Origin of the sequence: Methylococcus sp. ANG, from assembly GCF_040730495.1 — a bacterium.
Taxonomy (GTDB): Bacteria; Pseudomonadota; Gammaproteobacteria; order Methylococcales; family Methylococcaceae; genus Methylococcus.
In genome coordinates this window covers 3120065-3146023 of sequence record NZ_CP160399.1, presented here as the reverse complement: position 1 = coordinate 3146023, position 25959 = coordinate 3120065, and the positions used below count along the sequence as shown (strand labels likewise).

Here is a 25959-nt window from a genome sequence, read left to right as displayed (position 1 = left end):
GACCGGTCATCACGCGGGTACGAAACGCCTGCCGAAACAGCGAGGAGACTTCGCCATGCCATTCATCCCCCATACCGAAGCGGAAGTCCGCGACATGCTCGCGGCCATCGGCGCCGGATCGGTCGACGAGCTGTTCGACGAAATCCCGCCGGACCTGCGCTGCGGCGAGCTGAAGGACCTGCCCGAAGCGCTGTCGGAAATGGAGGTCTGCCGGCTGATGGAGGCGCGCGCGGCCGAGAACCGCAGCACCCTCTGCTTCGCGGGCGCCGGTGCCTACGAGCACTATATTCCGGCGGCGGTGTGGGAGATCGCCCTGCGGGGCGAGTTTTACAGCGCCTACACGCCTTACCAGGCCGAAGCGAGCCAGGGCAGCCTGCAGGTCTTCTACGAATACCAGTCCATGATGGCCGGCCTGATGGCCATGGACGTCTCCAATGCCTCGCTCTACGACGGTGCCTCCGCCCTGGGCGAGGCGATCCTGATGGCACTGCGCACGAATCCGGAATCCCGTTCACGCAAGATACTGCTGCCGCGAAGCCTCAACCCGGTCTACAAGCGGGTCGCCCACACCTTGACCCGCAACCAGCAGGTCGAACTGGTCGATCTGGACTACGACCGGAGCCTGGGACGGATCGCCGAAAACGTGCTGGCGGCCTTCGAGGGGGACGAGTTCGCCGCCGTGGTGATTCCGCAGCCCAACTACTTCGGCGTGCTCGAAGAGGTGGACATCCTCGCCGACTGGGCCCATCGCCACGGCGCCCGCAGCGTCGCCGTGGTCAACCCGACCGCCATGGCCCTGCTGAAACCGCCGGGGGAATGGGGCGAGCACGGCGCCGACCTTGCCTGCGGCGAAGGCCAGCCCCTGGGGATTCCGCTTTCCGCCGGGGGCCCTTACTTCGGGTTCCTCTGCAGCCGCCAGGCCTTCGTCCACCAGCTCCCCGGACGCCTGGTCGGGCGCACCGTCGACGTGGACGGCCGCGAGGGCTTCACCCTCGCGCTGCAACCCCGCGAGCAGCACATCCGCCGCGGCAAGGCGACCTCCAACATCTGCACCAACCAGGGATTGATGGTGACGGCGGCAACCCTCTATATGGCATTGATGGGCCCCACGGGGCTGCGCAACGTCGCCGCCGCCTGCCACGCCAACACCTCGGCGCTGCTCGAGCGGCTGACCCGCATCGACGGCGTCGAGCCGGTTTTCCCGGCCCCGTTCTTCCACGAAGCCGCGATCCGTCTGCCTCGGCCAGCGGACCGTGTGCTGGCCAGCCTGGCCGGGCGAGGGATACTCGGCGGCCATGTTCTTTCGGCCGATTATCCCGAACTCGGCGACGCCCTCCTGATTTGCGCCACCGAAACCCGTAGTCCGGAGGATATGGACCGCTATGCAGCCGCGCTGGCGGAGGTACTCAAATGCTGATTTTCGACCGCTCCCGCGAAGGCCGCGCCTGCGCCAGCCTGTTTCCGCCAATCCCCGCCGAAGTCCCCCGCCTGCCCGGCCACCTGCTGCGCCAGACGCCGCCGCCGTTGCCGGAAGTGACCGAGCTCGACGTCGTGAGGCACTACACCCGTTTGTCGCAAAAGAATTTCTCCATCGACACCCACTTCTACCCCTTGGGTTCCTGCACCATGAAATACAACCCCAAGGCGGCGAACCTGCTGGCGCGGCAGCCGGGCTTCGCCTCGGTCCATCCCCTCGGGGTCGAGCGCTTCGGCCAGGGTACCCTGAGCTGCCTTTACGAGTTGCAGGAATATCTGAAAACGCTCACCGGCATGGCGGCCATCAGCCTGAGTCCCGCCGCCGGCGCCCAGGGCGAATTCTGCGGCGTCGCCATGATCCGCGCCTACCATGACGCCCGCAACGACCACGAGCGCAACGAAATCCTGGTCCCCGATGCGGCCCACGGCACCAATCCCGCCTCGGCCGCCATGTGCGGCTACCTGGTCCGGGAAATCCCCACCAACCCGGACGGCGACGTCGATCTGGATGCGCTGAAGCGGGCGCTGGGACCGAAGACCGCCGGCATCATGCTCACCAACCCCTCGACCCTGGGCGTGTTCGAACGCCGCATCCCCGAGATCGCCGCGCTGGTCCACGAGGCGGGCGGCCTGCTCTATTACGACGGCGCCAACCTCAACGCCATCCTCGGCAAGGCCCTCCCCGGCGACATGGGTTTCGACGTCATCCACCTGAACCTGCACAAGACCTTCTCGACCCCGCACGGCGGCGGCGGCCCCGGTGCCGGGCCGGTCGGCGTCAACGCCAGGCTGCAGCCCTTCCTGCCGCTGCCCATGGTGGCGAGAAACGGGAACGGCTACCGCTGGCTCGCCGAAGGCGACTGCCCCCAAAGCATCGGCCGCCTCTCCGCCTTCGCCGGCAACGTCGGCGTGCTGCTGCGGGCTTATGTCTACATCCGCCTGCTTGGGTATCCAGGCCTGCGGCGAGTGGCCGAATACGCCACCCTCAACGCCAACTATTTGCAGAAGAAACTGGCGGAGGCCGGATTCGACACCGCTTTTCCGGCCCGCCGCGCCGCCCACGAATTCATCCTCAGCGTGCAGCGGCAGAAGAAGGCGCATCAGGTCACCGCCCTGGATTTCGCCAAGCGGCTGCTCGACTACGGCTTCCATGCGCCGACCGTCTATTTTCCGCTGCTGATTCCCGAGTGCCTGATGATCGAACCCACGGAAACCGAGAACAAGGAGACCCTGGACGCATTCGTCGACGCCATGGCCGCGATTTTGAAGGAAGCCGCGGAGGAGCCGGACAAGCTCAAACAGGCGCCCCGCCACACCCCCATCCGCCGGCTGGATGAAGTGCGCGCCGCCCGCCATCCGGATCTGGCCTGGAAACCGGCATCGCCGGATGCGCTTCAGCGCTGACTTCGAAACGCACCAGCAAAAAGCCCTTCCGCCTCACGGCCGGAAGGGCTCTTCAGCCAGAACGGGCGGAGCGCGATCAGCGATACATGAACTGATCGATGTCGCTGGAAGACGGGTAGAAGTACCAGGTTTCCGGCGACGTGCAGCCGTCCGGCAACGGGTTGCTGGCCGTATCGCGCACCACGGTCACAGACGGGGAGGCGCCGTTGGCATCGCCCAAGGTAGAGACGGGAAAGCTCGGGGTCCCCTCCAGCAGCCAAGCCTCGACCTTCTTCTTGCTGCAGTACTGGACTGTAGGCATGTAATACACCGCCTGGTTGACACAGGCGTCGGCGGGGAAGAGCTTCGTCTGCCAGCCGGCCTTGGCACGGAACGGGAAGCCGGCGTACTGGGTGCCGGGAAGGTTGCCTTTCTTCCATACCATCGCCCGCACACCTTCCCCGCTCGGATGAATGGGGCCGTTACGGGTTTCGACCTTGCCGAACCCGGCGGTCATCGAGGGAAGCGCGGTACCCCAGTCCCACATCATGGCGTTCTCGATGACCTGGACGGGCTGACCCGAAACCGGCTTGGCGATGCGGTTCAGGGTGTGCCCCTGCGGCGGCATCACGACGACCTCGACGACCGGGAAGTGCTTTTCGCCTTCGCTGCAGTCGTGAGGAATGATCGCCGTCGGATAGACGGTCTTGCCTTCGATGTACTTCACCGACGAACCGTCCGGGAAAGCCTGGAAACCGGCGTGGCCGTGGGCCTGGCCGGCGCTCAGTGCGATTCCCGCGCTCAGCAGGGACAATGACAGAAATTTGTTCGTATTGGACATTGTTATCTCTCTCAACTATGCGTTCTCAAAAGGGCGAAGCCCACTGAATGAGACACTAAGCGTGCCACAGCCCACCATATTGCAACCACATGATAAAACGACACATCCCTATTACCGGCCATCACGGAGTGCGGCATTTCGCTCACTTTGTGAGTCATTACACTCACTCCTCAGTGTGAATTCACTCACCATGCCAAGGCTTTTCACCTAGCCCGCGAGCCGCGGTGTCACTTGCGATTCCCATGGCCCGGCACTATCTTGGCGATTCGCCGGTTCCGCGTCGCAACCGTTCGACCGTCCCCACTCTGTTAATATCCCCGCGAACGGAAATATCGCCCGCCCATGGGCATCCTCGCCTCCCACAACGAAACCGTGTGAAACGCCCCAGCCGAGCAGCTATCGTCCGCGCCGTCTTGGCCGCTCTCGTCGTGCTGCCTGTGGCGGCACTCTGGTCCGCCCTGGACCCGAAACCGCTGGTGAACGCTCCGACCCCAACCTCCCATGCCTATGACGGACAGGAATTGCTGAATGTCCGCAAGCGTGAAGGAGAAGCAAGAACGGTCGAGTTGACGGCCAGCGACATCGAAACCGCAATCAACGATCTGATGGCCCGAAAGAAACTCGAGGGCGCCGTCCGCACCGAGATGGAAGGGAACTGCTTGACGGCGGCCGCCACCCTACGGCTCCCCTACGTGGCGGACCGGTTTCTGAACGTCCGGCTGACCGTCGAAGACGGCGATCCCTTGCCCGCCGTGACCAGCCTGCGGGTAGGGTCGCTCCCCCTGCCGTCCAAAGCGGTGAATGCCTTCGTGATTCGCCAACTGGAAAGGAAGGGGCTGCTGCGGAACGTGCCGGGCGATCAAGGCCTCATCCTGTCCGCGCATATCCGTGGCGGGAAGCTGGAACTGACTTTCGCCGGCGAATCCCGGACGACCGGGCGCCTTGGCGCGCTGATCGTCGAAACCGCCGGCCCCGAACGGATCCGAGCCTATCATGACCGGCTCGCCGGTGCGTTGAGCGAATCCAATACCCGTCATTTCGTGCGCCTGGGAATACTGATGCGGGCGCTGTTCACTCTGGCGGAACAGCGGTCCGCGGCAGCCGATCCGGCGGCGGAAAACCGGGCGGTCATTCTGCTGCTCGCGGCCTACGTGAACGGCTACGATCTGATGAGCGGCCCGGAGGGGGATGCTCCGCCGTTGCCGGTACGATCCGTGCTGCTGCAGGGGCGGCAGGACCTCGGGAGGCATTTCATGACCTCCGCCGCCTTGGCCCTGGCGGGCCAGCGCACCCTGACCGACGCCATCGGCCTGATCAAGGAATTGAACGACACGCACAGCGGCAGCGGGTTCAGCTTTACCGATCTGGCCGCCAACCGCGCCGGCACGGTGTTCGGCAAGCGCGCGGCCCAGCCGCGTTACGCCCGCCGCATCCAGGGCGTTCTGGCCGCCGGCACCGACGATGCGGTTTTCATGCCGAATGTCGGGGATTTGCCGGAACGCCTTCGCGGCGCCGAATTTTTCGAGCGGTTCCGGGACGTCTACAGCCCGGAGTTCGAACGGCTGAAACAGCTCATCGACGAGCGTATCGACCGGCTTTCACTTTACACCGACCCTTGACTCCCTGGGGCGTCCGTCACAAAAAAGCCAGCCCCGGGGGGCTGGCTCCGTACGCCGAAAACCGGACGGACCTTATCAGTTGTAGTCGAAGGTCTTGTTCGGCAAGCCGGGCAGTTGCGGCATCTGCTGCTTGGGGAATTCGCCGGTCAGGGCGTTCAGGAAGGCGACCACGTCGGCGATCTGCTGATCGCTCAAGTCCTTGTTGAGCTGCAGCTTGGCCATCACCCGCACCGCCTCGTCCAGCGTCTTGACCTTGCCGTTGTGGAAATACGGGGCGGTCAGAGCGACGTTGCGCAGGGTCGGCACCTTGAACAAATGTTCGTCCTCGGTCTTCTTCGTGACCTCGGCGCGGCCCTTGTCCTGGGTGAAGCCGTATTTGGCCTCGAACATGCCGTTCTCGAAGGTCGGGAATTTCATGAAGAACGGCGTTCCCTCCGGCAGGGTGGGACCGTTGAAGGCCGGCCCGCTGTGGCAGTTCGAGCAGCCCGTCTCGGCGAAGGTGTTCATGCCCCGCACCTGCTGCTCGGTCAGGGCGGTCTTGTCCCCGGTGACGTATTTGTCGTAGGCGCTGTTCGGCGTGATCAGGGTGCGCTCGTAGGCGGCGATGGCCTTGGCTGCGTTGTCCGCCGTCACCGCGTCCCCGCCGCCGAAGGCGGCGGCGAAAGCTTCCGGATAGCCCGGAATGGCCTTGAGCCGGACCACGACGTCGTCCCAGCTCTTCATGCCCATCTCGATGGGATTGGTCACGGGTCCTTTGGCCTGCGCTTCCAGACTGGGCGCGCGGCCGTCCCAGAACTGCACGGAGTTGAAGGCGGAATTCCAGACCGTCGGCGCGCTGCGTCCGCCGACCTGGCCGTGGACGCCGACCGATCCGCCGCGGTTGTCTTCGCCGCCGAGCATCACGTTATGGCAGGAGTTGCACGAGACCGTGCCGGTCGAGGACAGGCGCGGGTCCAGGTAAAGCATCTTGCCCAGTTCCACCTTGGCCGGGGTGCTCGGATTGGCCGCGGGCTCGGGGGCCTTGCCGGGCAGCGCCTGCCAGTCGGCAACCGCCGCCGACGCTCCGGCCAGGGCCAGGGTGCAGGTCAGCAAACGTAGAGTGAACATGGTGACTTCCTCCTCGGTGTGGTGTTGTTTTCAAACGGCGGCATCGCCGGGTCCAGCGCGTTCTTATAGGGAATTACGCGGAGGTTTGCAACCGCCCCACAGCCGAGTCAGTGCCGGGTCGGCGCCTGTCCCGCCCGCACGACCAGATCCTTGGGTATCGCGACCAGATCGAACGAGTCCAGATAGCGCGCCACCAGATCTTCGCTGACGTTGATCTCGACATGCGGCGGCGGCGCAGGCTCGCTCAGCCGCTGCATTCTCTTCTCCAGCCGCTGCGCGGACACGTTCAGGCTCACCACGACGCCCAGGCCGAAGCCGACCGCCAGAAACAGCAGATACATCGTGATTTCGATAGTCATCAGAATTCTCCTCGCCCGGAATCGCGGGCGCCTCATAGGTTTGACATGGTGCCCGAGCGGAGAATTTCAACGTCTTGCAACATTTCCTGCCGTAGACCGCGAGCGCCGTTCGGCGGATACTGCGGTTCAGGCATAATCGCCCCAAACATCCAAAGAATACGGAGAGGCGACATGCGAATCTTTCGAACCAAGGAGGTTTCCACGGACGACTGCACCGGCAGCGGCCTCAAGCGCTGCCTGGGGGCGCTCGACCTGACCCTGCTCGGGATCGGCGCCATCATCGGAACCGGCATCTTCGTGCTGACCGGCATCGCCGCCGCGACCCAAGCCGGCCCCGCCGTGGTTCTGTCTTTCGTCTTCGCCGGAACCGCATGCGCCTTCGCCGCCCTGGCGTACGCCGAGCTGGCGGCCTGCGTGGGCGGCTGCGGCAGCGCGTACGGCTACAGCTATGCGGCTTTCGGCGAACTGATCGCCTGGATCATCGGCTGGGATCTGATCCTGGAGTATGCGATCTCGGTGGCCGCGGTCGCCAACGGCTGGTCGGGCTATTTCGCCAACGCGCTGGCCGCAGTCGGTCTGGAATTGCCGGACTATCTGACCAAGGCGCCGGAAAAAGGGGGGATCATCAACTTGCCGGCCTCCGCGATCATCTTCCTGCTGATGGCCCTGCTCATCGTCGGCGTGAAGGAGAGCGCCCGCCTCAACACCGTCATGGTTTCGATCAAGGTACTGGCCATCGCCGTGTTCGTCGCCGTCGCCAGCGCCCACGTCGATCCCGCCCATTGGGACCCGTTCATGCCTTTCGGCTGGTTCGGCCACGATGTCGACGGCAAGCCGATCGGCGTGATGGCCGGGGCTTCGATCGTGTTCTTTGCCTACGTGGGATTCGATGCCGTGTCCACCGCCGCGGAGGAAGCGCGCAATCCGATGCGCGACGTGCCGATCGGCATCATCGGCTCGCTGGTGTTCTGCACCCTGATCTACATCCTGGTGGCGGGACTCCTCACCGCCATCGTGCCCTATACCGAGCTCAACGTTTCCTCGCCGGTCGCCCATGCGCTGCAATTGCTCGGCATCCGCTGGGCTTCCGGGCTGGTCGCCACGGGAGTGATCGCAGGACTGACCACGGTCATGCTGGTGCTCTACTACGCGCTGACGCGAATCATCTTCGCCATGTCCCGCGACGGGCTGATGTCTCCGTGGTTTTCCACGGTCAACCGCCGCACCCAGACGCCGGTGCGGGTCATCGTCCTGTGCGGGGTCTTCATTTCGGTGGTCGCCGGCTTCGTCCCCTTGGGCGAACTGGCCGAACTCGTCAACATCGGCACCCTGTTCGCCTTCGTCCTGGTCTGCCTTGGGGTCATCATGCTCCGCATCACCCGGCCGGATCTGGATCGGCCGTTCAAGACGCCGGTCGTGCCCTGGTTTCCGATCCTGGGCGCTTTGTCCTGCGGTGCCCTGATGGCCTTTCTGCCGACCCTGACCTGGCTGCGTTTCGTGATCTGGCTGGCGGTGGGCATCACGATCTATTTCGCCTATTCCTACCGCCATAGCAAGCTGGCGGAACAGGCGGCGGATTAACCCCGGAAACCGTCCTTCCTGCGCCGGATTTCAGCGAACACCTCGACATCCGGCGCTTGCACGAGCCCCAGCCCCTGCCTGATCTCCGGACTTTCCGGCCGCAGGAAGGGGTTGGTCGCCAGCTCCTCGTCCAGGCTCGAGGGCACCGTGGCCAGCCCGTCACGCCGCAACGTCTCGACCCGGCTCATGCGTTCCCGCAAAGCCGCATTGCCGGGCTCCATCGTGGCGGCGAAGCGGGCATTGGCGAGCGTGTATTCATGGGCGCAATAGACCCGAGCCTCCGGCGGCAGCGCGCGCAGCCGCTCCAGGGAGCGCCACATCTGCTCTGCGCTACCCTCCAACAGTCGGCCGCAGCCCAACGCGAACAGAGTGTCCCCGCAGAACAGGGCGGCATCGTCCTCGAACCAGAAGGCGACATGGCCGGAGGTATGCCCCGGGACCTCCAGCATCCGGGCCGATGCGGAACCGAGCCGGAATTCCTCGCCGTCTTTCAACGCGACATCGATTCCCGGGATGCGATGGCGATCTCCCGCCGCACCGACGATGGCGCAGCCGGTCGCCGCCTTGAGCTCGAGGTTGCCGCCGACATGGTCGCCGTGGTGATGGGTGTTGAGTACGTGGCTGAGCCGCCAGCCCCTGGCATCGAGCGCCTCCAGCACCGGCCCGGCAACGGCCGGATCCACCGCCGCGGTGGCGCCGCTGTCGGGCTCGTGGAGAAGATAGACATAGTTGTCTTCGAGCACGGGAATTTGAACGATTTCGAGCATCAGGGCTTGCCCTTCAGGTATCTGGCGATGTCTTCCTTGGAAAACCCGATCTTCCTGGCGATGCGGTCGGCATGGCTGACCCGCGACACGCCCTCGATCAATCGATAGGTCGGCTGTTCATTGCGGAATTCCACCTGCCGCGCCAGCCCGACCTTCTTCCCTTGGTAGACGTCCACCAGTTCGTGGTTGTGGGTGATGAGAACCGTGGTATTGCCCTTCTCCCGGAACCCGTCGAGGATTGCGACGGAGATGTCCATCTTTTCCTCGTTGGTCGTCCCTTCCGACAGCTCGTCCATGATGACCAGGCTGCGCGGCGTCGAGGCCAGGAAGATGTCCTTGGTCCGTTTGAGTTCGGTGCCGAAGCGGCCTTCGCCGTCCGCCAGATGGCTGATCTCGGGCACCTGGTAGAACACCCGGTCGGCGACGGTCAGCTCCGCCCGCTCCGCCGGCACGTAGCAGCCGGCCTGGGCGAGGATCTGGGCCTGCGCCAGGGTCTTGCAGAACGCGGTCTTGCCGCCGCTGTTGGGACCGGTGATGAAAGTCAGCCGGTGCTCCGTCAGATCGATGTCATTGGGCACATAGAGCGGATTGCTCTTGGCCAGCACCGGATTGCGCACCCCGCGCAGAGACATCCGGTGCCGCTCCCCGTCCAGGATGCTCGGCAGCGTCATGAAATGCCCGAAGGCCTCGCGGAACCGGATGAAGCTCATCAGTTCGTCGAGCTGGCCCAGCGTATCCAGCGTGGCCTGCACCTCCTCGGAGCGGCGGAAAACCTCGCGCAGAGGATAGATGATGCCGTCGCGGTCCATGCCGCCGACGATGGGCACATAGACGAAGCCGATCGGCAGCAGGAACAGCCAGAACACCGGCGCGATCGACGCCGCAATGTCCAGCGCAAACGGCAAAAACTCCATCGCGGCCAGAAACAGCAGCACCGTGACCGTCAGGCCGACCGGCTTGAACAGCGACGGACGGAACCGGATGCCCGGCGTGAGCCAGCCTTTCTCGGCACGGGTGCAGACCCGCTTCTCGGTCCGGTACACCGGCCCCTTCATCAGGGCGTAGGCCCGTGACCGGGCGAAATCGCGGACTTCCCGCACCAGCGCCTTGAGATAGGCGCTGTCCGGTTCGGGCAAACGGTTGGCGCGCTCGACCAGGTCGAGCATGAAGCGCGTGCCTTTGATATAGGTCGCGTAGCCGTAGCCGTCGATTTCCAGGGGATGCGCAGGTGAACTGATCAGCCCCAGGAACTGGGCGTAGAGCAGATTGTAGAACTCCCCTTCCAGCTTGGCGGCTTCGGCCAACAGGACTTCGAGTCCCGCCCGCAGCTCTCCGTTCTCCTCCAGTTCCCGCACCGCATCCTGCTTGGCGCGGATCAGCCCGGCATCGACCGGCGGCTGCGCGAGGGAGCGGTACAGGACAGCTCGCCCGATGGCCGTGGTGGCATGGTCGGCGGCCTCGAACAGCTTGTCGACCTCGATGACCCGGAAAGCCTGCTCGTCCAGCGCCGCCTCGCCGGTCCGCCCCGGCGCGACCGAAGGGATCTTGGGCGGTTCCTTGCTGTCGGACCTTAAAATCGTCGGGTAGCCCCGGACATTGATGGATTCCATTACACCGCCCTCGCTCGACTGACAAAGCGCGATTTTGAACCGGTTGGGCAAAGGAAGGCAAAAGCCGCAGGCTCAGCCATCCTCTCCGCCGTCCTTTTGTCAGATGCAGCTTACCGCCAAGCTCGGCTCAGCATCTGTTCTATGGCCCCGATGATTTGGTCTCCGACATCCGATAACGATCCTACCCGCCCTCCCAATTGGGCGACCGGCACCGACACGATCTCCAGCGGGTGAAGAACGACATCGACGCCTTCGACGGTGAAGGCCGGATTGAACCCCATATCGGGAACCGCACCGAGCCGGTCCCGACGCACCAGCGGCACCACGACCCGGCGCCGATAATCGTCGAAGAGCGACGACTGGACGATCACCACGAACGGGATGGCATCCCTGTGCGGGCCGGTATTTCGGTGGACATCGAACTGAGCCATCAGAGCGTCGAATACTCGTCGGCAAAAGAACCGTGTTTTTCCTCGAAGTCATTCCACAAGGCCACGGTCGCTTCGACGCGTCGAGATTGCTCGCGCCGGCGTTGCAACTCGCGTTCGACGAATTCGGCAAGCAGGGATTCGACGACCCCGGACAGGTTCCCGGTCAACTGACGGGCCTGGGCCACCAGCTCCTCGTTGAGACTGAGATTGACCGGGCGCTTGCGAACATGGGACGGAACGATGGTTTTCATAGAGCACCTCTGAATGCGCATTCTATGCGCAAAGTCGATGTTGCGCATCCAACCCGAAGCGCGGACCAGTCACGCCCGTCGATCCGAACTTGAGGCAACCCCCGCCTCCGCATACCATTAGCCGCCCGAATTCCCGCACCGGGCGCCGGAAAATCCGGCGAACCCTCGAAGAGCCCCTATGCAAAAAGCCTTGTTCAATCTCGTTCGGCGCGGCCTGGAAAAGCAGGTCCCGGCCACCGGCCTCGGCCTGTTCCGGATGGCGTTCGGTCTGGTCGCGTTCCAGGAAATCTGCTTCCTGTATTACTTCCGCCAACTGATCTTCGATCCGGTGCCCTACCTGGACGTCGCTTCGCCCTCGGTCCATCTGTTCCTGGTGCTGTGGGGCATCGCCGCGCTGTGCCTGGCGCTGGGGCTCTACACCCGGCTCGCCGCCATCGCCAACTACCTGTTCTGGCTGGCGTTCACGGTATTCACACCGATGTGGAAGGATTTCGATGGCGGCTTCGACCAGCTCATGCTGGGGTCGAGCCTGTTCTTGATCTTCCTCCCCTCGGAACGCGCCTGGTCGCTGGACCGGCTGCGCCTGGCCTGGCGCCATTCGACGGTGGATCGGCGCTACGCCCTGCCGCAGACGGTGCCGGTGCTGTGTTATTTCCTGCCGCTGGCGGTATCCCTCGGCTTCATCTATTTCGATTCGGTGATCCACAAGCTGTTCGCCGAATTCTGGCGCAACGGCCTGGGGCCCTGGCTGCCCTCCTCGCTGCCTTATTACATGTCGCCGCTGGACATGAGCTGGCTGCTGGAGATCGAACCGCTGCAGCGGGCGATCGGCTACACGATCATCGCGTTCCAGTTCGCCTTCCTGTTCCTGCTGTATTTCCGCCGCTTCCGCGTGCCGCTGATGCTGGCCGGCATGTCGCTGCACGCGGGTATCATCGTGTCGCTGAACATCTACCCGTTCGGTTTCGGCATGCTGGTGCATTATTTCCTGATGGTGCCGTTCCGTTGGTGGCGGACCCTCGGGCGAACCCTGCGCCCGGCGGAACCGGTGCTGCAGGTGTTCTACGACGAACGCTGCCCGCTGTGCCTGAAGACCGTCCTCGCCGTCGAGCATTTCGACGTGTTCCGCGCCGTGGAATTCCGCGGACTGCAGACCCATGCCGCGACGGCACCGGCCCTCGAGGACGTTCCCGAACAGGACTTGCTGGGCGACCTCTACGCCGTCGACCGCAAAGGACGTCGTTACTCGGGGGTGGCGACCTACGCCCACATCCTGGTCGCCATGCGCTATCCGGCACTCATCGGACTGGCGATGCTGCTGCCGGGCCTGAACGCCATCGCCGACCGGGTCTACCGGCGTATCGCCGACAGCCGCGTCCGGCTGGGCTGCGACGCGTCCTGCGCACCGGCGCCGAGCCGGACGGAGCCCGACCTGGCCCAGCGCATCGCCCTGTGGGTCGGCGGCAACCTGCGCCAGCGGGCCAACCGCATCAGCCGGATGCTGGTCGTCGTGCTGATCCTGCAGCTCAACTGCACCCTGCACTACGCCATCCTCTACCGCTTAGGCGTGGACACCAAGGCCAACGAAGCCGGACAGGTGTTGACGATGCTCAGCAATGCGCTGATTTCGGCCTCGCACACGTTCTTGGGCATCACCCCGCATCCGCTCTACCTGCACGACCATTTCCAGGGTTACGAGCACATACTGGGGATCACCTATCTCGACGCCGACGGCAAGGAACACTGGCTGCCATTCGTCGACGAGGAGGGCCGCATCGTTTCGCCGAACTGGGGACGGGTGCATTCCATGTGGGCCAACGTCGCGGTGACCAGGCACATGGATCGGCGCCGGCTCGACAAATTCGTGCGCAAGGTGACCGCCTTCTGGGGCACCCGGCTCGGACTGGACCTGAACCGGACCACGTTCGTCCTGAAGCTCAAGGCCGTGAAGGCGCCGATGGACTGGGAGCCGGGCCTGCGCCGGTACAACCTCGGCCAGCCCTGGGAAAACGTCGGCCGGGCGGTGTGGCGTAATGGCGACATGCGGCTGGAACTGGACCGGGATCTCGAGGCACTGAGCGCCGACTGAGCGCTCAGAACCTGTCTTGAAAAATCTATTCAAGCAAAGTCAATCAGTTGAAATCAGGAAAATTCTCCGCTCAGGTAGGGTGGATAAGCGTAGCGCATCCACCTCCGCGCCGACTCGAAGAGCAGCGAAGCTGACTCGAAGAGCAGCGAAGCTGAATTTGGCGGATGCGCTGCCGCTTATCCGCCCTACGATCCTCCATCTTCTTTTTCAAGACAGACGCTCAGTCCGCCGGGGCCTCATCCGCCTCCCCGGCCTGAGGCAGCAGCCATCCCGCCTCCTGCGCCGGGATGGCCTCGACGTCCTTGAGCTTGCGGGTCAGCACGCGGGTGCGGGTCTCCGCCTTGTCGATCGAGCTCGTCGCTTCCTCCAGCTTCTTGCGGGTATAGGCCAGGGCGTCACCGAACTTGGTGAACTCGGTCTTGACCGCCCCCAGGATGGTCCACACCTCCGAGGAGCGCTTCTCGATCGCCAGGGTACGGAACCCCATCTGCAGGCTGTTCAGCATGGCGGCCAGGGTGGTCGGGCCGGCCAGGGTCACCCGGTAGTCGCGCTGCAGGATCTCGGCCAGGCCCGGCCGGCGCAGGGCCTCGGCGTACAGCCCCTCGATCGGCAGGTAGAGGATGGCGAAGTCGGTGGTATGCGGCGGCTCGACGTACTTGTCGCGGATGGTGCGGGCTTCGTTCCTCAGGCGCTGCTCCAGCGCCTTGCCGTTCGCCTCGATGCCTGCATGGTCCGCGCTGTCCTGGGAATCCAGCAGCTTCTGGTAATCCTCGATGGGGAACTTGGCATCTATAGGCAGCCACACCGGCGCATCGGTCGAGTCGCGGCCGGGTAGCCGGATCGCGAACTCGACCCGTTCCGCGCCATTGGGACGGGTCGCCACGTTCTTGCCGTATTGCTCCGGAGTCAATATCTGCTCCAGCAGGGCGTCGAGCTGCACCTCGCCCCAGGTGCCGCGGGTCTTGACGTTGGTCAACACGCGCTTCAGGTCGCCCACGCCGGAAGCGAGGTTCTGCATCTCCCCCAGCCCCTTGTGCACCTGTTCCAGGCGCTCGCTGACCAGCTTGAACGACTCGCCGAGCCGCTGCTCCAGGGTGTTGTGGAGCTTCTCGTCGACGGTCTGGCGCATCTGCTCCAGCTTCTGGCCATTGTCGTTCTGCAGCGCCTGCAGCCTTTCCTCGATGGTGAGACGCAGGCGTTCGATACTCTTTTCGTTCGTCCCGGCGAGGGCATCGAGCTGGTTTTTCAGCAGCAATCCGACGCTGTCGAGCTGTTCCTTCTGCACTTCGCCGAAACGCTTCAGCCCCACACCCATTTCCTCCCGTCCCTCGCGGGCATCGGCCTGGACCCGCACGAGCTTTTCGTCCACCAGGAGCCGCATCCGTTCGGCCTGATCCTGCTGCGCCATCTGGAACCGGCCGATCGCCCCGCCGATTTCCTCGCGGTTGTCGCGGGCAGCCCGGCCGATCTCGGCGCGGAGCTGGTTCAGCTCTTCGCGCAGGAGGCGCTCCATGCGTTCGCGCTCCGATGCGATCGACGCCAGCCGCCGCCCTTGGCGCAAACAAAGAAACAGGCACAGCCACAACGGCAGAACGATCCCTGCGAGAACTGCAACAGCAACATACGAAGCAAATCCTTCAGTCAAATCAATTACCTTTTATCAATATGGAAATAGTCTAATCTTTCCAGGGCCGGCACATTGGGCTCGGGGACATCCTGTCGGCGCATCGACAACAAAAAGCGGGTACCGCCCGTTTCTCGCGGCGGCGCCCGAACGGACAAAGAAGGGGACCGCACAATGTATACGACAAACCACCGTTTCAAACAGGGGATGGCGAGCGTCCTCGCCGTCTCCATTGCCGCTCTTGCCGGCATGGTCCAGGCCAAGGACCTGACCATCACCTCGGCGTCCTGGAATGCGAAGACCAAGAGCCTGAGCCTTGCGGGGACCAGCGAAGACCGGGCCACGGTCACCCTGTCCAATGCCAGGACCAATGCGAAACTCACCTCGGCAACGGCCAACAAGAATGGCGCCTGGAGCAAGACGCTCTCGAAACCGGCGGCGGTGCCGTGCCGCGTTCGCGCGACTTCCAAGGACTCGGCGACCGAACGCGATGTGGCAAATGCTCCCGCAAACTGCTCCGGCAGCACCCCCAACCAGCCGCCGATCGCCAACGCGGGCCCCGACCAGTCCGTCACCCTCGCCCAGGGCCAGAGCAGCGTCGCCGTCACCCTCAACGGCGGCGGCTCGTCCGATCCGGATGGCAGCATCGCGGCCTACCAATGGACCGGCAACCCCGATCCCACCGACACGGTCAGCCCCAGCGTCACCCTGACCGCCGGTACGTATGTCTTCACGCTCACCGTCACCGACGACAAAGGCGCGGCCGGCGCCGCCGACACGGTACGGGTCACCGTCGCCGCGCCGCCCGCCTCCTCCGGCGGTTCGATCAATTCCACCAGCGTCGGCTCGCTGGCAAAGGTCACCACCCCGGTGCCCGAACAATCCAAGGTCACCAGCAACAGCTACAGTGTGCTGGCCGTCAACGACCTGGGCATGCACTGCGTCGATCTCGACACCCGCATCGTCAACATCCTGCCACCCTTCCAGGTGATGCTCGGACAGGTCATCCAAAAAGGCGCGAAACCGGTCATCAATCCGCAGGGGGTCGAGCTGTATTATTCGGCGGTATCGAATCCCAAAGACCCCATCCTGTCCCGGAACGACCTGTTCGACGGCATCGGCGCCGACGGCACGATCTTCAAGACCAACTTCTGGGGCAGCCTCGCCAATGGCGCCTACGATGCCTTCTATCCGCCGCTGGACCAGCCGCCGCTGAACCTTCCGGCCGGCACGAAACTGGGCGATCTGGTGCCCGCCGACAAGGGGCTGCCCGTGCCGAACGCGGAAACGCTCTATATCGGCGGTGACGGCAAGGTCAACAGCGGCGACGAGCAGCTCACCGTCGCCCAGCACGGCATGCCGGGATTTTCCGGTCCGTACGCGGCCAACGTTCCGCAGCGCGTCGAAGAGCATTACACCCACAAGCCGATGTTCGTGAACTTCCCCTTCGGCTATGTGGCGAACGGCGTCAACTGGTTCGAGGCGGCCGGTATCCCGATGGCGCCGTTCGACGACTTCGGCCGGCAGAACCCGTTCCCGCTGGTGAGGGTGCAAGCGAAGAGCGGCGATACGGTGCTTGCCACGGTGGATACGGTGCTCCCGGTATCGAGCGAAGCGAGCTGCACCAACTGCCACTCCGATCCCGCCGACGTGACGGGCAGCCGGTCGAGCTGGCCGACCGAGGCATTGCGGGGAGCCGGCCTGGAAGTCGCCACCAGCGTCCAGGACCCGGACACCAACAACCCCCGCAAGGTCAGCGTGGAGTACGCCGCCGACATCAACATCCTGCGTCTGCATGACCTCCGCCAGGGCGCGAACTACGCCGATCCCACCGGAACGAAAGCGCCCTGTGACATCCTGGCCGCCAAACCCAACGGCGACGCCAACTGCCTGACCTACAAGGCGGTGGTACAGCACAAGCCGGTGGTATGTCAGAGCTGCCACTACACCCCGGCCCTGGACCTGGCCCAGGTCGGCCCGCAAGCCGGCGCCGTCGGCAGCCCCGCCAACGGCCGCAACCAGGTGGCGCACCAGAGCAACTCGCGGGTGATGCACAACCACCACGGCTCTTTCACCAACCTGTTCACGGCCATTCCGGCGCCGGACCAGGACCCGGCGACCGGCGCCATCCGGAATCAGGCCGAACGCCTGACGGCACTGGAGCAGAACTGCTACCAGTGCCATCCAGGCAAGGAAACCAAGTGCCTGCGCGGCGCCATGTTCAACGGCGGCATGCTGTGCAGCGACTGCCACGGCGACATGAAACAGGTCGGCGCCGACTTCTCCACCGGCGTCTCCCCAAGCAATCCCGGCGCCTTCGTGCTGAACCAGGGCAACTTCTACGACCCGGCCAGCAGCCAGCCCAGGGTACCCTGGGCCAACGAACCCGGCTGCGGCTCCTGCCATACCGGCGATGCCAACGGCAACCTCGCGGGTTCGGCCAACGTGATCGCCAACAAGGTCGACAGCAAGGGCAACAAGGACGGCATCCGCCTGCGCCAGGCCTTCCGCACGGGCGATGCCAAGGCGACGCCCATCGTGCCCACCAACAAGCGTTTCGCCGAGCCGGCCGTTCCCGCCCAGTTCAACGGCTTCGACAACCCCGGCGCGGGCAACCCCAAGCTGTACCGGGTCAGCACCGGCCACGGCGGAGTGATGTGCGAAGGCTGCCACGGCGCGACCCACGCCGAGTGGCCGAACGCCACGGCGAACGCCAACGACAACCTGGCTGCCGTGCAGTTGCAGGGCCACACCGGCACGATCACCGAGTGCACGACATGCCACACCGCCGGCAGCCTGTCGAGCAGCACCCAGGGCGGCCCCCATGGCATGCATCTGGTCAACGACAAACGCTTCTACGGCGATGCCCACGGGGACTTGGCGGAAAACCAGAACGGCCAGGCCGGCGGCGGCACCTGCGGCGCCTGCCACGGCAGCGACCACCTCGGGACCGTGCTTTCGCGCGCGGCGGCCGACCGGAGCTTCTCGGTGGAAGGAAAAACCGTCAGCGTCAACGCGGGTCAGCCGGTGGCCTGCAATCTCTGCCACAGCCTGAGCAAGAGCTTCGAACGGTAGCACACCGGGACTGGCAACGCTCGCGGCCGGCCCAGAAGCCGGCCGCGAGCGGTAAGGCCTCGCACAGTCTCTGCCGGGCGTTTCCGACTCGAGGCCGGAAACGCCTTGCTTTTTTCAGGCGACGAAAAAGCCTGTCTCATCCCCCGCCAGCAGGGCGGCGATCCGCTCCGGCGGCAGCGACTCCCCGAGCAGGCAGCCTTGTCCCCGGCGGCACCCGCGTTCCAGAAGAAAAGCCACGTGCTCCGGAGTTTCCACGCCGGCGGCGACGACGTCCATCCGCAGGCTCTTGCCCATGGCGATCATCGCAGTGATGACGGCTGCATCGTCCGAATCGGGATCGAGGTCGCGGACGGATGACATATCGATCTTGAGTTCGTCGACCGGAGACCGCCGGAGACGCCGCAAGGAGGCATCGCCCGTGCCGAAGTCCCCTACCGAAAAGCGGACTCCCCAGTTGCTGAGGTCCCGCAGCACGGCCAGGGTGTGCGCGGTATTCGCCATCAGCATGCGCTCGGTGATCTCGAATTGCAGATTCTCCGCCTCCAGGCCGCAGGTCCCCAGGACGCTCATGATTCTGTCCTTGAGCTGCGGATCGTCGAGTTCGCGCGGCGACAACCTGAATGAGAGGCACAAATCGTGAAACCCTTGGGCCCGCCACACCGTCGCGTGAGCACAGGCGGTGCGAAAAACCCAGGCACCGATCTGCACGATGAGCCCGGTCTCCTCCGCCAGGGGGATGAAATCGTCCGGCGGCACGGTTCCGAGCTCGGCATTGTGCCAACACGGCGATACCTCCAGCGCTGCAATCCCGCCGCTTCGCAGATCCACGCGGGGCGCATAGCTCAGGCTGAATTCTCCCTTGGGCAGAGCGCATCGGAGGTTTCTCTCGATTTCCTGCCGCCGGTAAGCCTGGACGTTCAATTCCGGTGAAAAGAACTGGTAATTGTTCTTGCCCCGCGACTTGGCGTGATACATGGCGGTATCGGCATTGCGCAGCAACTGCTCCATCGTGTCTCCGTCGGTCGGCGAGACCGCGACGCCGATGCTGACGCTGACGACGACCTGCTGCTCTCCGAACACGAAAGGCTGCGCCAGGCCGTCGAGGATTTTTTGCGCCACCAGGGCGCCGTTGAGCGTTTCCTTCGCACCGTTCAAGAGGATGGTGAATTCGTCGCCGCCGATCCGCGCCACGATATCACTGTCGCGAACCGCGGCCCTGATCCTTTCCGCCGCCGCTCTCAGCAGCTTGTCACCGACGAGATGACCGAGGTTGTCGTTAATGGGCTTGAAGTTGTCGATGTCCAGAAACAGGAGCACGACCGGATTGCCGTCCCGCTCATGAGCGGCGATCGCCCGCAACAGGCGTTCGCAAAACAACTGGCGATTGGGCAGCCCGGTCACACTGTCATAATGCGCTTTGATGTCGAGCTGCTCGATTGCCTTCTCGGCTTCGCTCCGGATCTCCGCATTGAGTCTTCTGGCATCCTCCAGCAGCCGCCGTTCACGCTGCAGCAACACTTCGACGATGCTGTGGGGAGTCAGCACACCGACGAACGAACCGTCGCGCTCGAGCACCGCCAGGGGCATTCCAAGGGTCTGGCCGCGATCGCCGACGGCGTGGATCAACTGGTCGAGCGGCACATCGGACGCCACCGGGGGAGGCACCCGAGGATCGATCAGGTCGGCGAAAATCCGCTGGGGAAACCGGGCGATCTGGTGCTCGGTCACGAGCCCCAGAAACAGGCCGCCACCGCCCTGCTCCTCCGTGTGGAAAACCGCATAAATCGCCGGACTCCGGCGGTCTCTCGGCGGGCGGGCGTCGGCCTCGACACGAACGACGATCCTGCTGTCGCACAAAGCATCGCGGGCGCGGACAAGAGTCACAGGGTTTCATCCTCGATCAGAATTTCAGCGTTGAGATCCAGTTGCATGATCTCCTCCGATCCCATCAGGGGCTTGATCCGCTGGAGCACGAACTGGACCAGATAATCCTGGGGAACGCGGCGCAGAAACGCACGCCGGACCAGAATGTCGCCGATCACATCGTCATCCAGCTCGATGTGTTCGAACGGCGACACGACCAGAAGCTCCAGAGCCTTCCGGAAGGCCGCGCAACCGATCGGCGCCTCGCGGCCGAGCACGACGCCGTCGGAAATCGGGGGTATGTTGAACTCCTTGACCCGAACCCGAAGCAAGTGTTTGAAATTACGATCAAAGCTCATCGATTCATCTCCCCAGGAACGAATCTGACGAATTGAAGTTCTCCCAGGCGGTGGCATATAAACGCAGAGAACACCACGGCGACGGAGGGCCTTGCCGAAGGCCGTGATCCGCGGCCCCCTCTATGCGGTACGGCCTTCAACACGTTATTGTATTGACATTTCTCTCCAGGGACACTCTCGATGAACGACGACGCCATGCATGGCCTCGGCATAGCCGGTTTCCGCTACCCCGACCTCCACGAGCCCGAAAAGCTTCGGCTTCTGCACGAGGCGTTCGAAGACTGGGCACGGCAGCGGGACCCCGATCTGATCGCAGCATTCCAGGACTACCGTGCGTCGAACGGTACCGACATGGCGCCCGAGGCCATCTCGGAACTCCTGGTAAAGATGGCTCCACATGTGGGAGAGTTCGTCGCCCGCCTCTTCGGCGTGGAGGCGGAGCGCGAACGGCAGATGGCCGAAATTCGGGACAGCTTCGCTACGATCTTCGGCTTCCGTAGGGAAATCGTGGCGAAATTGCCCAGCCGCTTCAAGAACGTGACCACTGCGGACTGGGATGTCGCCGGGCTGACGGCGAAGATCGACGTTCTCGTCGACGCCTTTGCTCCGGAATACGCGGCCTCGGACCGCGAGGCGGCGGTGTCCAGGCTCGGCCTGGCGCTGCGGGATCTCCATGCGCACTACGAGGCGGAAGCGAGACAGCCGGGCAGCGGCCCGCTCACCGAGCCTGAAGTCCGCATCGCCAAACTTCGCGCCCAGATCGGCGCCCATCCGCGCGGCGCCGCCTGGAAGGATGTGGCCGCCATGGGCGATGCCGATTTCGCCGCCGGCCTGCTCGGGGAATTCGAACGCTGGTGCTTCGCCGCCAGCCGCGACGATCGGCTCAAACCCCACGTCAAGGACTGGGTGAGCTTCAAGGTTCCGGCCAGGACCGACTTCGAGCACCTGGTCCACCACGTCGTGGAAAACCGCAACGGATACGGCGTCTGGGCCGCCGAACCCGGCCACCACCGCCGCCGCGACGGCTTCGGCCTGACCGATCCGCGCTTCCCGGAGCGCAGGGTCCTGTACGAGGTCGATCACTGCATCTACTGCCACGACCGGGACACCGACTCCTGCTCCAAGGGCATGCGCAACAAGAAGGACGGCGGCTTCAAGAGCAACCCGCTGGGCGTCCACATCACCGGCTGTCCGCTGGAGGAGAAGATTTCCGAGATGCACTGGCTCAAGCGCCAGGGCGACAACATCGCGGCCCTCGCGCTGGTCACGGTGGACAACCCGCTCTGCCCCGGCACCGGCCACCGCATCTGCAACGACTGCATGAAGGGCTGCATCTACCAGAAGACCGAGCCGGTCAACATTCCGCAGATCGAGACCAACGTCCTCACCGACGTGCTGTTCATGCCCTACGGCTTCGAGATCTACAGCCTGCTGACGCGCTGGAATCCGCTCAACGTCAAGCGCCCATACGCCCTGCCCTACAACGGTAGGAACGTGCTGGTGGCCGGCATGGGACCGGCCGGCTACACCCTCTCGCACTATCTGGCGAACGAGGGCTTCGGCGTGGTGGGCATCGACGGACTCAAGATCGAGCCGCTGCCGGTGGAGCTGGTCGGCGACGAACACCGCCCGCCGGAGCCGATCCGCGACTTCGGCGCGCTCTACGAAAGGCTGGACCGGCGCATCATGCTCGGCTTCGGCGGCGTCGCGGAATACGGCATCACGGTGCGCTGGGACAAGAACTTCCTCAAGGTCATCTACCTGAACCTGCTGAGGCGCCGGAATTTCCGCTGCTACGGCGGCGTGCGCTTCGGCGGGGCGATCACGATCAACGAGGCCTGGGATCTGGGCTTCGACCACATCGCCATCGCTTCGGGCGCCGGCAAGCCCACCCTGATCGATCTGAAGCACAACCTGATCCGCGGCATCCGCAAGGCTTCCGATTTCCTGATGGCCTTGCAACTCACCGGCGCGGCCAAGGAATCCTCGCTGGCGAACCTGCAGGTCCGGCTGCCGGCCGGCGTCATCGGCGGCGGACTCACCGCCATCGACACCGCCACCGAGCTGCTGGCCTATTATCCGGTCCAGGTCGAGAAGATCCTGCACCGCTACGAGAAGCTCTGCGCCGCCTACGGAGAAGACGCGGTGCGCGCCCGCTACGACGCCGAAGAGATCGGGATACTCGACGAATTCCTGGCGCACGGCCGGGCGATCCAGGCCGAGCGGCGGCGCGCCGAGGCCGCGGGCGAGACGCCGGATTTCCTGCCGCTGCTGAATCGGTGGGGCGGCGCCACTTTGTTCTACCGCAAGGGCATCAAGGATTCGCCCGCTTACCGGCAGAACCACGAGGAAATCAAGGAAGCCATGGACGAAGGCATCGTGCTGGCGGAAGGCTTGAGCCCGCTGGTTGCGCTGGAAGACGACCACGGCCACCTCAAGGCGGTGCGCTTCGAAAAGCTGGAGGAACGGGAAGGCCGCTGGAAGCCCGTCGGAGAAATCGAGGTCCCGCTGCGGAGCCTCTTCATCGCCGCCGGCACCTCGCCCAACACCATCTACGAATCCGAGCATCCGGAAACCTTCGAGATGGACCACAAGTTCTACAAGCGCCACGAGCCCGCATGGGTGGGTGAGACGCCCGGTCTGGTACCGGTACAGGACGAGGCCTGGCCCAAGATCGGCAAGCCGGCACCATTCACGTCCTATCACCGCGGCGGCAAGTTCATCACCTTCTACGGCGACAACCATCCGGTCTATGCCGGCAACGTGGTGAAAGCCATGGCCAGCGCCAAGGACGGCTACCCCTACATCGTCCGTCTGTTCGAACAGGAGCTGAAGCGGCTCGACCCCGCGGAACAGCCCCACCGCGACCGAAACCTGCAGGCATTCCAGGCGGTCATCGACGATGCCCTGACCGCCCGTATCGTGGCGGTGAACCGGCTGACGCCGACCATCATCGAAGTGGTCGTCCGCGCCCCCGCCTCGGCCAAGCACTTCCAGCCCGGCCAGTTCTACCGGGTACAGAACTACGAGGCGCTGGCCCCGGTGGTGGAAGGCACGGTGCTCGCCACCGAGGGCATCGCCCTCACCGGCGCCTGGGTGGACAAGGACAACGGCCTGATCTCGCTGATCGCGCTGGAAATGGGCAGCTCCTCACGACTGTGCGCACAATGGAAACCCGGCGATCCGCTGGTGGTGATGGGTGTCACCGGCGCGCCGACGGAGATCCCCTCCGGCCAGACCGTCGCCCTGGTTGGCGGCGGACTGGGCAATGCGGTGCTGTTCTCGATCGGCAAGGCGTTGCGAAGCGCCGGCAACCAGGTGATCTATTTCGCCGGCTACCGCAACAGCGAGGACGTCTTCAAGATCGACGAAATCGAAGCCGCGTCGGATCTGCTGGTCTGGACCGTGGACAAGCGCGAGGGCAACACCCCCATCCCGGTGACCCGCCCGGACGACAAGTCCTTCGTGGGCAACATCGTCGAAGCCATGCTGGCCTATGCCAAGGGCGAGCTCGGCCCCACCCCCATCCATCTCGACGACGTCGACCACATGATCGTGATCGGCTCGGACCGGATGATGGAAGCGGTCAAGCATGCCCGCCACGGCCTGCTGGCGCCCTACCTCAAGCCTCACCATGCCGCCATCGGCTCCATCAATTCGCCGATGCAGTGCATGATGAAAGGCGTATGCGCGCAATGCCTGTGCAAACACGTCGACCCGGAAACGGGACGCGAGTATTTCGTGTATTCCTGCTACAACCAGGACCAGGAACTGGACCGCGTGGATTTCCCGAATCTCCAGGCGAGGCTGCGGCAGAATTCGGTGCAGGAGAAGTTGTCGGCGCTCTGGCTGGAGTGGCTCATGAACCGGTAGGTCATGGAAAGCCTCGCGGCGACGACCGCGAGGCTTTCAAGTCCGGCTGGAATCCAGCGCCAATCTCAGCAATCCCGCCGCGCTGATGGCATCGGTGATTTCCCCGGACATGACCATGCTGACCGCATCGGCCAGCGGGAGCTTCCAGATACGCAGGTCTTCGGTTTCCTCGAATTCCGGCTCGCCTTCCTCCAGGTCTTCCGCGACGAACACGAAGCCTTCCTCGTCGGTGACGGAATTCGAGGTGTGGAGCCGCATGAGGAGCCGCCAGGAGGCGGCGGAGAGGCCGGTTTCCTCCTTCAGCTCGCGCCGGGCCGATTCGAGGATGGATTCGCCTGCGGGCGAACCGCCCATCGGAATCTCCCAGAACCAGGCATCGGGTACATAGCGATACTGGCCGACCAGCCAGGTATTGCCCCGCCCGTCGAGGGGGATGATGCCGATCGCCTGGTTTTTGAAGTGGATGCGACCGTACAGGCTGATGCCGCCGCCGGGATTGACGACTTGGTCCTCGTCGAGGTGAATCCAGGGGTTGTCGTAGATTTCCCGCCGGCTCAGCAGACGCCAGGGATTCGATTCCGGCACGGGATCAAGTCCGGTGGAACGCCGGGCTGAATTCGTGCACCGCCTCGATCATCGCGCCGACGTGGTCGGGCTTGATGTCCGGCGTAACCCCGTGACCGAGGTTGAACACATGGCCGCTGCCGGTGCCGTAACGCTCCAGGATCTTCCGGACCTCCCCGCGGATGACTTCGGGTTTGGCGTAGAGCGCCACCGGATCGAGGTTGCCCTGCAAAGCCACCCGATCGCCGACCCGCCGCCTCGCCGAACCGATGTCCGTGGTCCAGTCCAGGCCGAGCGCGTCGTAACCGGCATCCGCCATCGCCTCCAGCCATTGCCCGCCGCCCTTGGTGAAGAAGATCGCGGGGATGCGGCCCCGCTCCGTCAGCCGAAGCTGCTGGCGCACGCGCTCGGCGTAGCGCAGCGAAAACTCCAGATAGTGCTCCGTATCCAGATTGCCGCCCCAGGTGTCGAACACCATCACCGCGTCGACCCCGGCGGCGATCTGGGCGTTCAAGTACAGGGCGACCGCATCGGCGAGCTTTTCCAGCAGTTCGTGCATCAGCGCCGGCTCCTCGTACATGAGGCATTTGACCTTGCGGAACTCCCGGCTGCTGCCGCCCTCCACCATGTAGGTCGCCAGGGTCCAGGGACTGCCCGAGAAGCCGATCAACGGCGCCCTGTCGCCCAGGCGCCGCTTGATCAGCCGCACCGCCGCCGGCACGTAGGCCAGCTCCGCTTCCGGATCGGGCACGCCCAGCCGGTGGATGTCGGCGGCCCCTTGGATCGGATTGCGGAACCTCGGCCCCTCGCCCTCGACGAATTCCAGCCCCAGCCCCATGGCGTCGGGAACGGTCAGGATGTCTGAGAACAGGATGGCCGCATCCAGCCGGTAGCGCTCCAGCGGCTGCAAGGTCACCTCGCAGGCCAAGTCGGGCGTGGTGCACAGGTTCATGAAGCTGCCGGCCTGTTCCCGGACCTTGCGGTATTCCGGCAGGTAGCGGCCCGCCTGGCGCATCATCCAGACGGGAGTCCTGTCGACCGGCTGGCGCAGCAGGGCGCGGATGAAACAATGACTCATGGCATGTCC

Annotated in this window: 19 protein-coding genes; 7 read left to right on the top strand and 12 right to left on the bottom strand. The window is 64.5% G+C overall.

Features of this window, described 5'->3' with window-relative positions:
* Positions 1-55: 55 nt before the first annotated feature.
* Complete coding sequence (gene gcvPA, locus ABZN20_RS15285; protein ID WP_367025807.1) at positions 56-1417, top strand: aminomethyl-transferring glycine dehydrogenase subunit GcvPA; 1362 nt, start codon at positions 56-58, stop codon at positions 1415-1417.
* The gene (gcvPB, locus tag ABZN20_RS15280) at positions 1411-2880 is read left to right on the top strand and encodes an aminomethyl-transferring glycine dehydrogenase subunit GcvPB (protein ID WP_367025806.1); all 1470 of its coding nucleotides are present in this window, start codon (positions 1411-1413) and stop codon (positions 2878-2880) included. The genes gcvPA and gcvPB overlap by 7 nt, the downstream gene beginning before the upstream one ends.
* Before the next feature lie 76 nt (positions 2881-2956).
* On the opposite strand, the gene ABZN20_RS15275 is transcribed toward gcvPB, so the two are convergent.
* Positions 2957-3700, bottom strand: a complete 744-nt coding sequence (locus ABZN20_RS15275; protein ID WP_367025805.1) for a hypothetical protein — start codon at positions 3698-3700, stop codon at positions 2957-2959.
* A gap of 374 nt (positions 3701-4074) precedes the next feature.
* Here ABZN20_RS15275 and ABZN20_RS15270 point away from each other — a divergent pair, with 374 nt between their 5' ends.
* Positions 4075-5319, top strand: a complete 1245-nt coding sequence (locus ABZN20_RS15270) for a hypothetical protein (RefSeq protein ID WP_255556596.1) — start codon at positions 4075-4077, stop codon at positions 5317-5319.
* 75 nt (positions 5320-5394) lie between these two features.
* On the opposite strand, the gene ABZN20_RS15265 is transcribed toward ABZN20_RS15270, so the two are convergent.
* Together ABZN20_RS15265 and ABZN20_RS15260 are read right to left on the bottom strand one after the other, a co-directional pair.
* A complete protein-coding gene (locus tag ABZN20_RS15265) occupies positions 5395-6426 on the bottom strand; it encodes a cytochrome-c peroxidase (RefSeq protein WP_367025804.1) in 1032 nt (343 codons plus the stop codon).
* A gap of 107 nt (positions 6427-6533) precedes the next feature.
* Positions 6534-6785 carry a hypothetical protein gene (locus ABZN20_RS15260; RefSeq protein ID WP_367025803.1) on the bottom strand — a complete coding sequence of 84 codons (252 nt, stop codon included), beginning with the start codon at positions 6783-6785 and terminating at the stop codon, positions 6534-6536.
* Positions 6786-6956: 171 nt separating this feature from the next.
* On the opposite strand from ABZN20_RS15260, the gene ABZN20_RS15255 reads away from it, so the two are divergent.
* A complete protein-coding gene (locus ABZN20_RS15255; RefSeq protein ID WP_367025802.1) occupies positions 6957-8366 on the top strand; it encodes an amino acid permease in 1410 nt (469 codons plus the stop codon).
* Here ABZN20_RS15255 and gloB read toward each other — a convergent pair.
* From gloB to ABZN20_RS15235, 4 genes are all read right to left on the bottom strand, one after another.
* Positions 8363-9133, bottom strand: coding sequence for a hydroxyacylglutathione hydrolase (gene gloB, locus ABZN20_RS15250; protein WP_367025801.1), 771 nt, complete (start codon positions 9131-9133; stop codon positions 8363-8365). The two genes, ABZN20_RS15255 and gloB, sit on opposite strands and share 4 nt — an antisense overlap.
* Entirely contained in the window at positions 9133-10743 is a 1611-nt protein-coding gene (locus tag ABZN20_RS15245) for a MutS-related protein (protein WP_367025800.1), read from the bottom strand. The genes gloB and ABZN20_RS15245 overlap by 1 nt, the downstream gene beginning before the upstream one ends.
* Positions 10744-10853: 110 nt before the next feature.
* The gene (locus ABZN20_RS15240) at positions 10854-11174 is read right to left on the bottom strand and encodes a CcdB family protein (RefSeq protein WP_367025799.1); all 321 of its coding nucleotides are present in this window, start codon (positions 11172-11174) and stop codon (positions 10854-10856) included.
* Positions 11174-11425 carry a type II toxin-antitoxin system CcdA family antitoxin gene (locus tag ABZN20_RS15235; RefSeq protein ID WP_367025798.1) on the bottom strand — a complete coding sequence of 84 codons (252 nt, stop codon included), beginning with the start codon at positions 11423-11425 and terminating at the stop codon, positions 11174-11176. Before ABZN20_RS15235 ends, ABZN20_RS15240 begins: the two co-directional genes overlap by 1 nt.
* Positions 11426-11603: 178 nt before the next feature.
* Between ABZN20_RS15235 and ABZN20_RS15230 the strand changes: the two genes are divergently transcribed.
* On the top strand, positions 11604-13514 hold the full coding sequence (locus ABZN20_RS15230; RefSeq protein WP_218807927.1) for a DCC1-like thiol-disulfide oxidoreductase family protein: 1911 nt from the start codon (positions 11604-11606) through the stop codon (positions 13512-13514).
* A gap of 220 nt (positions 13515-13734) precedes the next feature.
* Here the strand turns inward: ABZN20_RS15230 and ABZN20_RS15225 are convergent, their stop codons facing one another.
* Positions 13735-15027: a DNA recombination protein RmuC gene (locus tag ABZN20_RS15225; protein WP_367025797.1), complete on the bottom strand. Its 1293-nt coding sequence runs from the start codon at positions 15025-15027 to the stop codon at positions 13735-13737.
* Between the two features lie 285 nt (positions 15028-15312).
* Here ABZN20_RS15225 and ABZN20_RS15220 point away from each other — a divergent pair, with 285 nt between their 5' ends.
* On the top strand, positions 15313-18213 hold the full coding sequence (locus ABZN20_RS15220) for a PKD domain-containing protein (protein ID WP_367025796.1): 2901 nt from the start codon (positions 15313-15315) through the stop codon (positions 18211-18213).
* Positions 18214-18327: 114 nt separating this feature from the next.
* Here ABZN20_RS15220 and ABZN20_RS15215 read toward each other — a convergent pair whose 3' ends face one another.
* Positions 18328-20097, bottom strand: coding sequence for a putative bifunctional diguanylate cyclase/phosphodiesterase (locus tag ABZN20_RS15215; protein ID WP_367025795.1), 1770 nt, complete (start codon positions 20095-20097; stop codon positions 18328-18330).
* Positions 20094-20435, bottom strand: coding sequence for a hypothetical protein (locus ABZN20_RS15210; RefSeq protein ID WP_367025794.1), 342 nt, complete (start codon positions 20433-20435; stop codon positions 20094-20096). Before ABZN20_RS15210 ends, ABZN20_RS15215 begins: the two co-directional genes overlap by 4 nt.
* A gap of 180 nt (positions 20436-20615) precedes the next feature.
* Between ABZN20_RS15210 and ABZN20_RS15205 the strand changes: the two genes are divergently transcribed.
* Entirely contained in the window at positions 20616-24308 is a 3693-nt protein-coding gene (locus tag ABZN20_RS15205; protein ID WP_367025793.1) for a pyridine nucleotide-disulfide oxidoreductase, read from the top strand.
* A 36-nt stretch (positions 24309-24344) separates the two neighbouring features.
* Here the strand turns inward: ABZN20_RS15205 and ABZN20_RS15200 are convergent, their stop codons facing one another.
* Positions 24345-24893 (bottom strand): NUDIX domain-containing protein, encoded by a 549-nt coding sequence (locus tag ABZN20_RS15200; protein WP_218807933.1) that lies wholly within the window; start codon positions 24891-24893, stop codon positions 24345-24347.
* A 4-nt stretch (positions 24894-24897) separates the two neighbouring features.
* On the bottom strand, positions 24898-25950 hold the full coding sequence (hemE, locus tag ABZN20_RS15195) for a uroporphyrinogen decarboxylase (protein ID WP_218807934.1): 1053 nt from the start codon (positions 25948-25950) through the stop codon (positions 24898-24900).
* Positions 25951-25959 lie beyond the last annotated feature (9 nt).

Excerpts from the sequence above, each read along its gene's own strand:
- gcvPA (WP_367025807.1), top strand. The coding sequence starts at position 56 with ATGCCATTCATCCCCCATACCGAAGCGGAAGTCCGCGACATGCTCGCG.
- gcvPB (WP_367025806.1), top strand. The coding sequence starts at position 1,411 with ATGCTGATTTTCGACCGCTCCCGCGAAGGCCGCGCCTGCGCCAGCCTG.
- ABZN20_RS15275 (WP_367025805.1), bottom strand. The coding sequence starts at position 3,700 with ATGTCCAATACGAACAAATTTCTGTCATTGTCCCTGCTGAGCGCGGGA.
- ABZN20_RS15265 (WP_367025804.1), bottom strand. The coding sequence starts at position 6,426 with ATGTTCACTCTACGTTTGCTGACCTGCACCCTGGCCCTGGCCGGAGCG.
- ABZN20_RS15260 (WP_367025803.1), bottom strand. The coding sequence starts at position 6,785 with ATGACTATCGAAATCACGATGTATCTGCTGTTTCTGGCGGTCGGCTTC.
- ABZN20_RS15255 (WP_367025802.1), top strand. The coding sequence starts at position 6,957 with ATGCGAATCTTTCGAACCAAGGAGGTTTCCACGGACGACTGCACCGGC.
- gloB (WP_367025801.1), bottom strand. The coding sequence starts at position 9,133 with ATGCTCGAAATCGTTCAAATTCCCGTGCTCGAAGACAACTATGTCTAT.
- ABZN20_RS15245 (WP_367025800.1), bottom strand. The coding sequence starts at position 10,743 with ATGGAATCCATCAATGTCCGGGGCTACCCGACGATTTTAAGGTCCGAC.
- ABZN20_RS15240 (WP_367025799.1), bottom strand. The coding sequence starts at position 11,174 with ATGGCTCAGTTCGATGTCCACCGAAATACCGGCCCGCACAGGGATGCC.
- ABZN20_RS15235 (WP_367025798.1), bottom strand. The coding sequence starts at position 11,425 with ATGAAAACCATCGTTCCGTCCCATGTTCGCAAGCGCCCGGTCAATCTC.
- ABZN20_RS15230 (WP_218807927.1), top strand. The coding sequence starts at position 11,604 with ATGCAAAAAGCCTTGTTCAATCTCGTTCGGCGCGGCCTGGAAAAGCAG.
- ABZN20_RS15225 (WP_367025797.1), bottom strand. The coding sequence starts at position 15,027 with ATGGAGCGCCTCCTGCGCGAAGAGCTGAACCAGCTCCGCGCCGAGATC.
- ABZN20_RS15220 (WP_367025796.1), top strand. The coding sequence starts at position 15,313 with ATGTATACGACAAACCACCGTTTCAAACAGGGGATGGCGAGCGTCCTC.
- ABZN20_RS15210 (WP_367025794.1), bottom strand. The coding sequence starts at position 20,435 with ATGAGCTTTGATCGTAATTTCAAACACTTGCTTCGGGTTCGGGTCAAG.
- ABZN20_RS15205 (WP_367025793.1), top strand. The coding sequence starts at position 20,616 with ATGAACGACGACGCCATGCATGGCCTCGGCATAGCCGGTTTCCGCTAC.
- hemE (WP_218807934.1), bottom strand. The coding sequence starts at position 25,950 with ATGAGTCATTGTTTCATCCGCGCCCTGCTGCGCCAGCCGGTCGACAGG.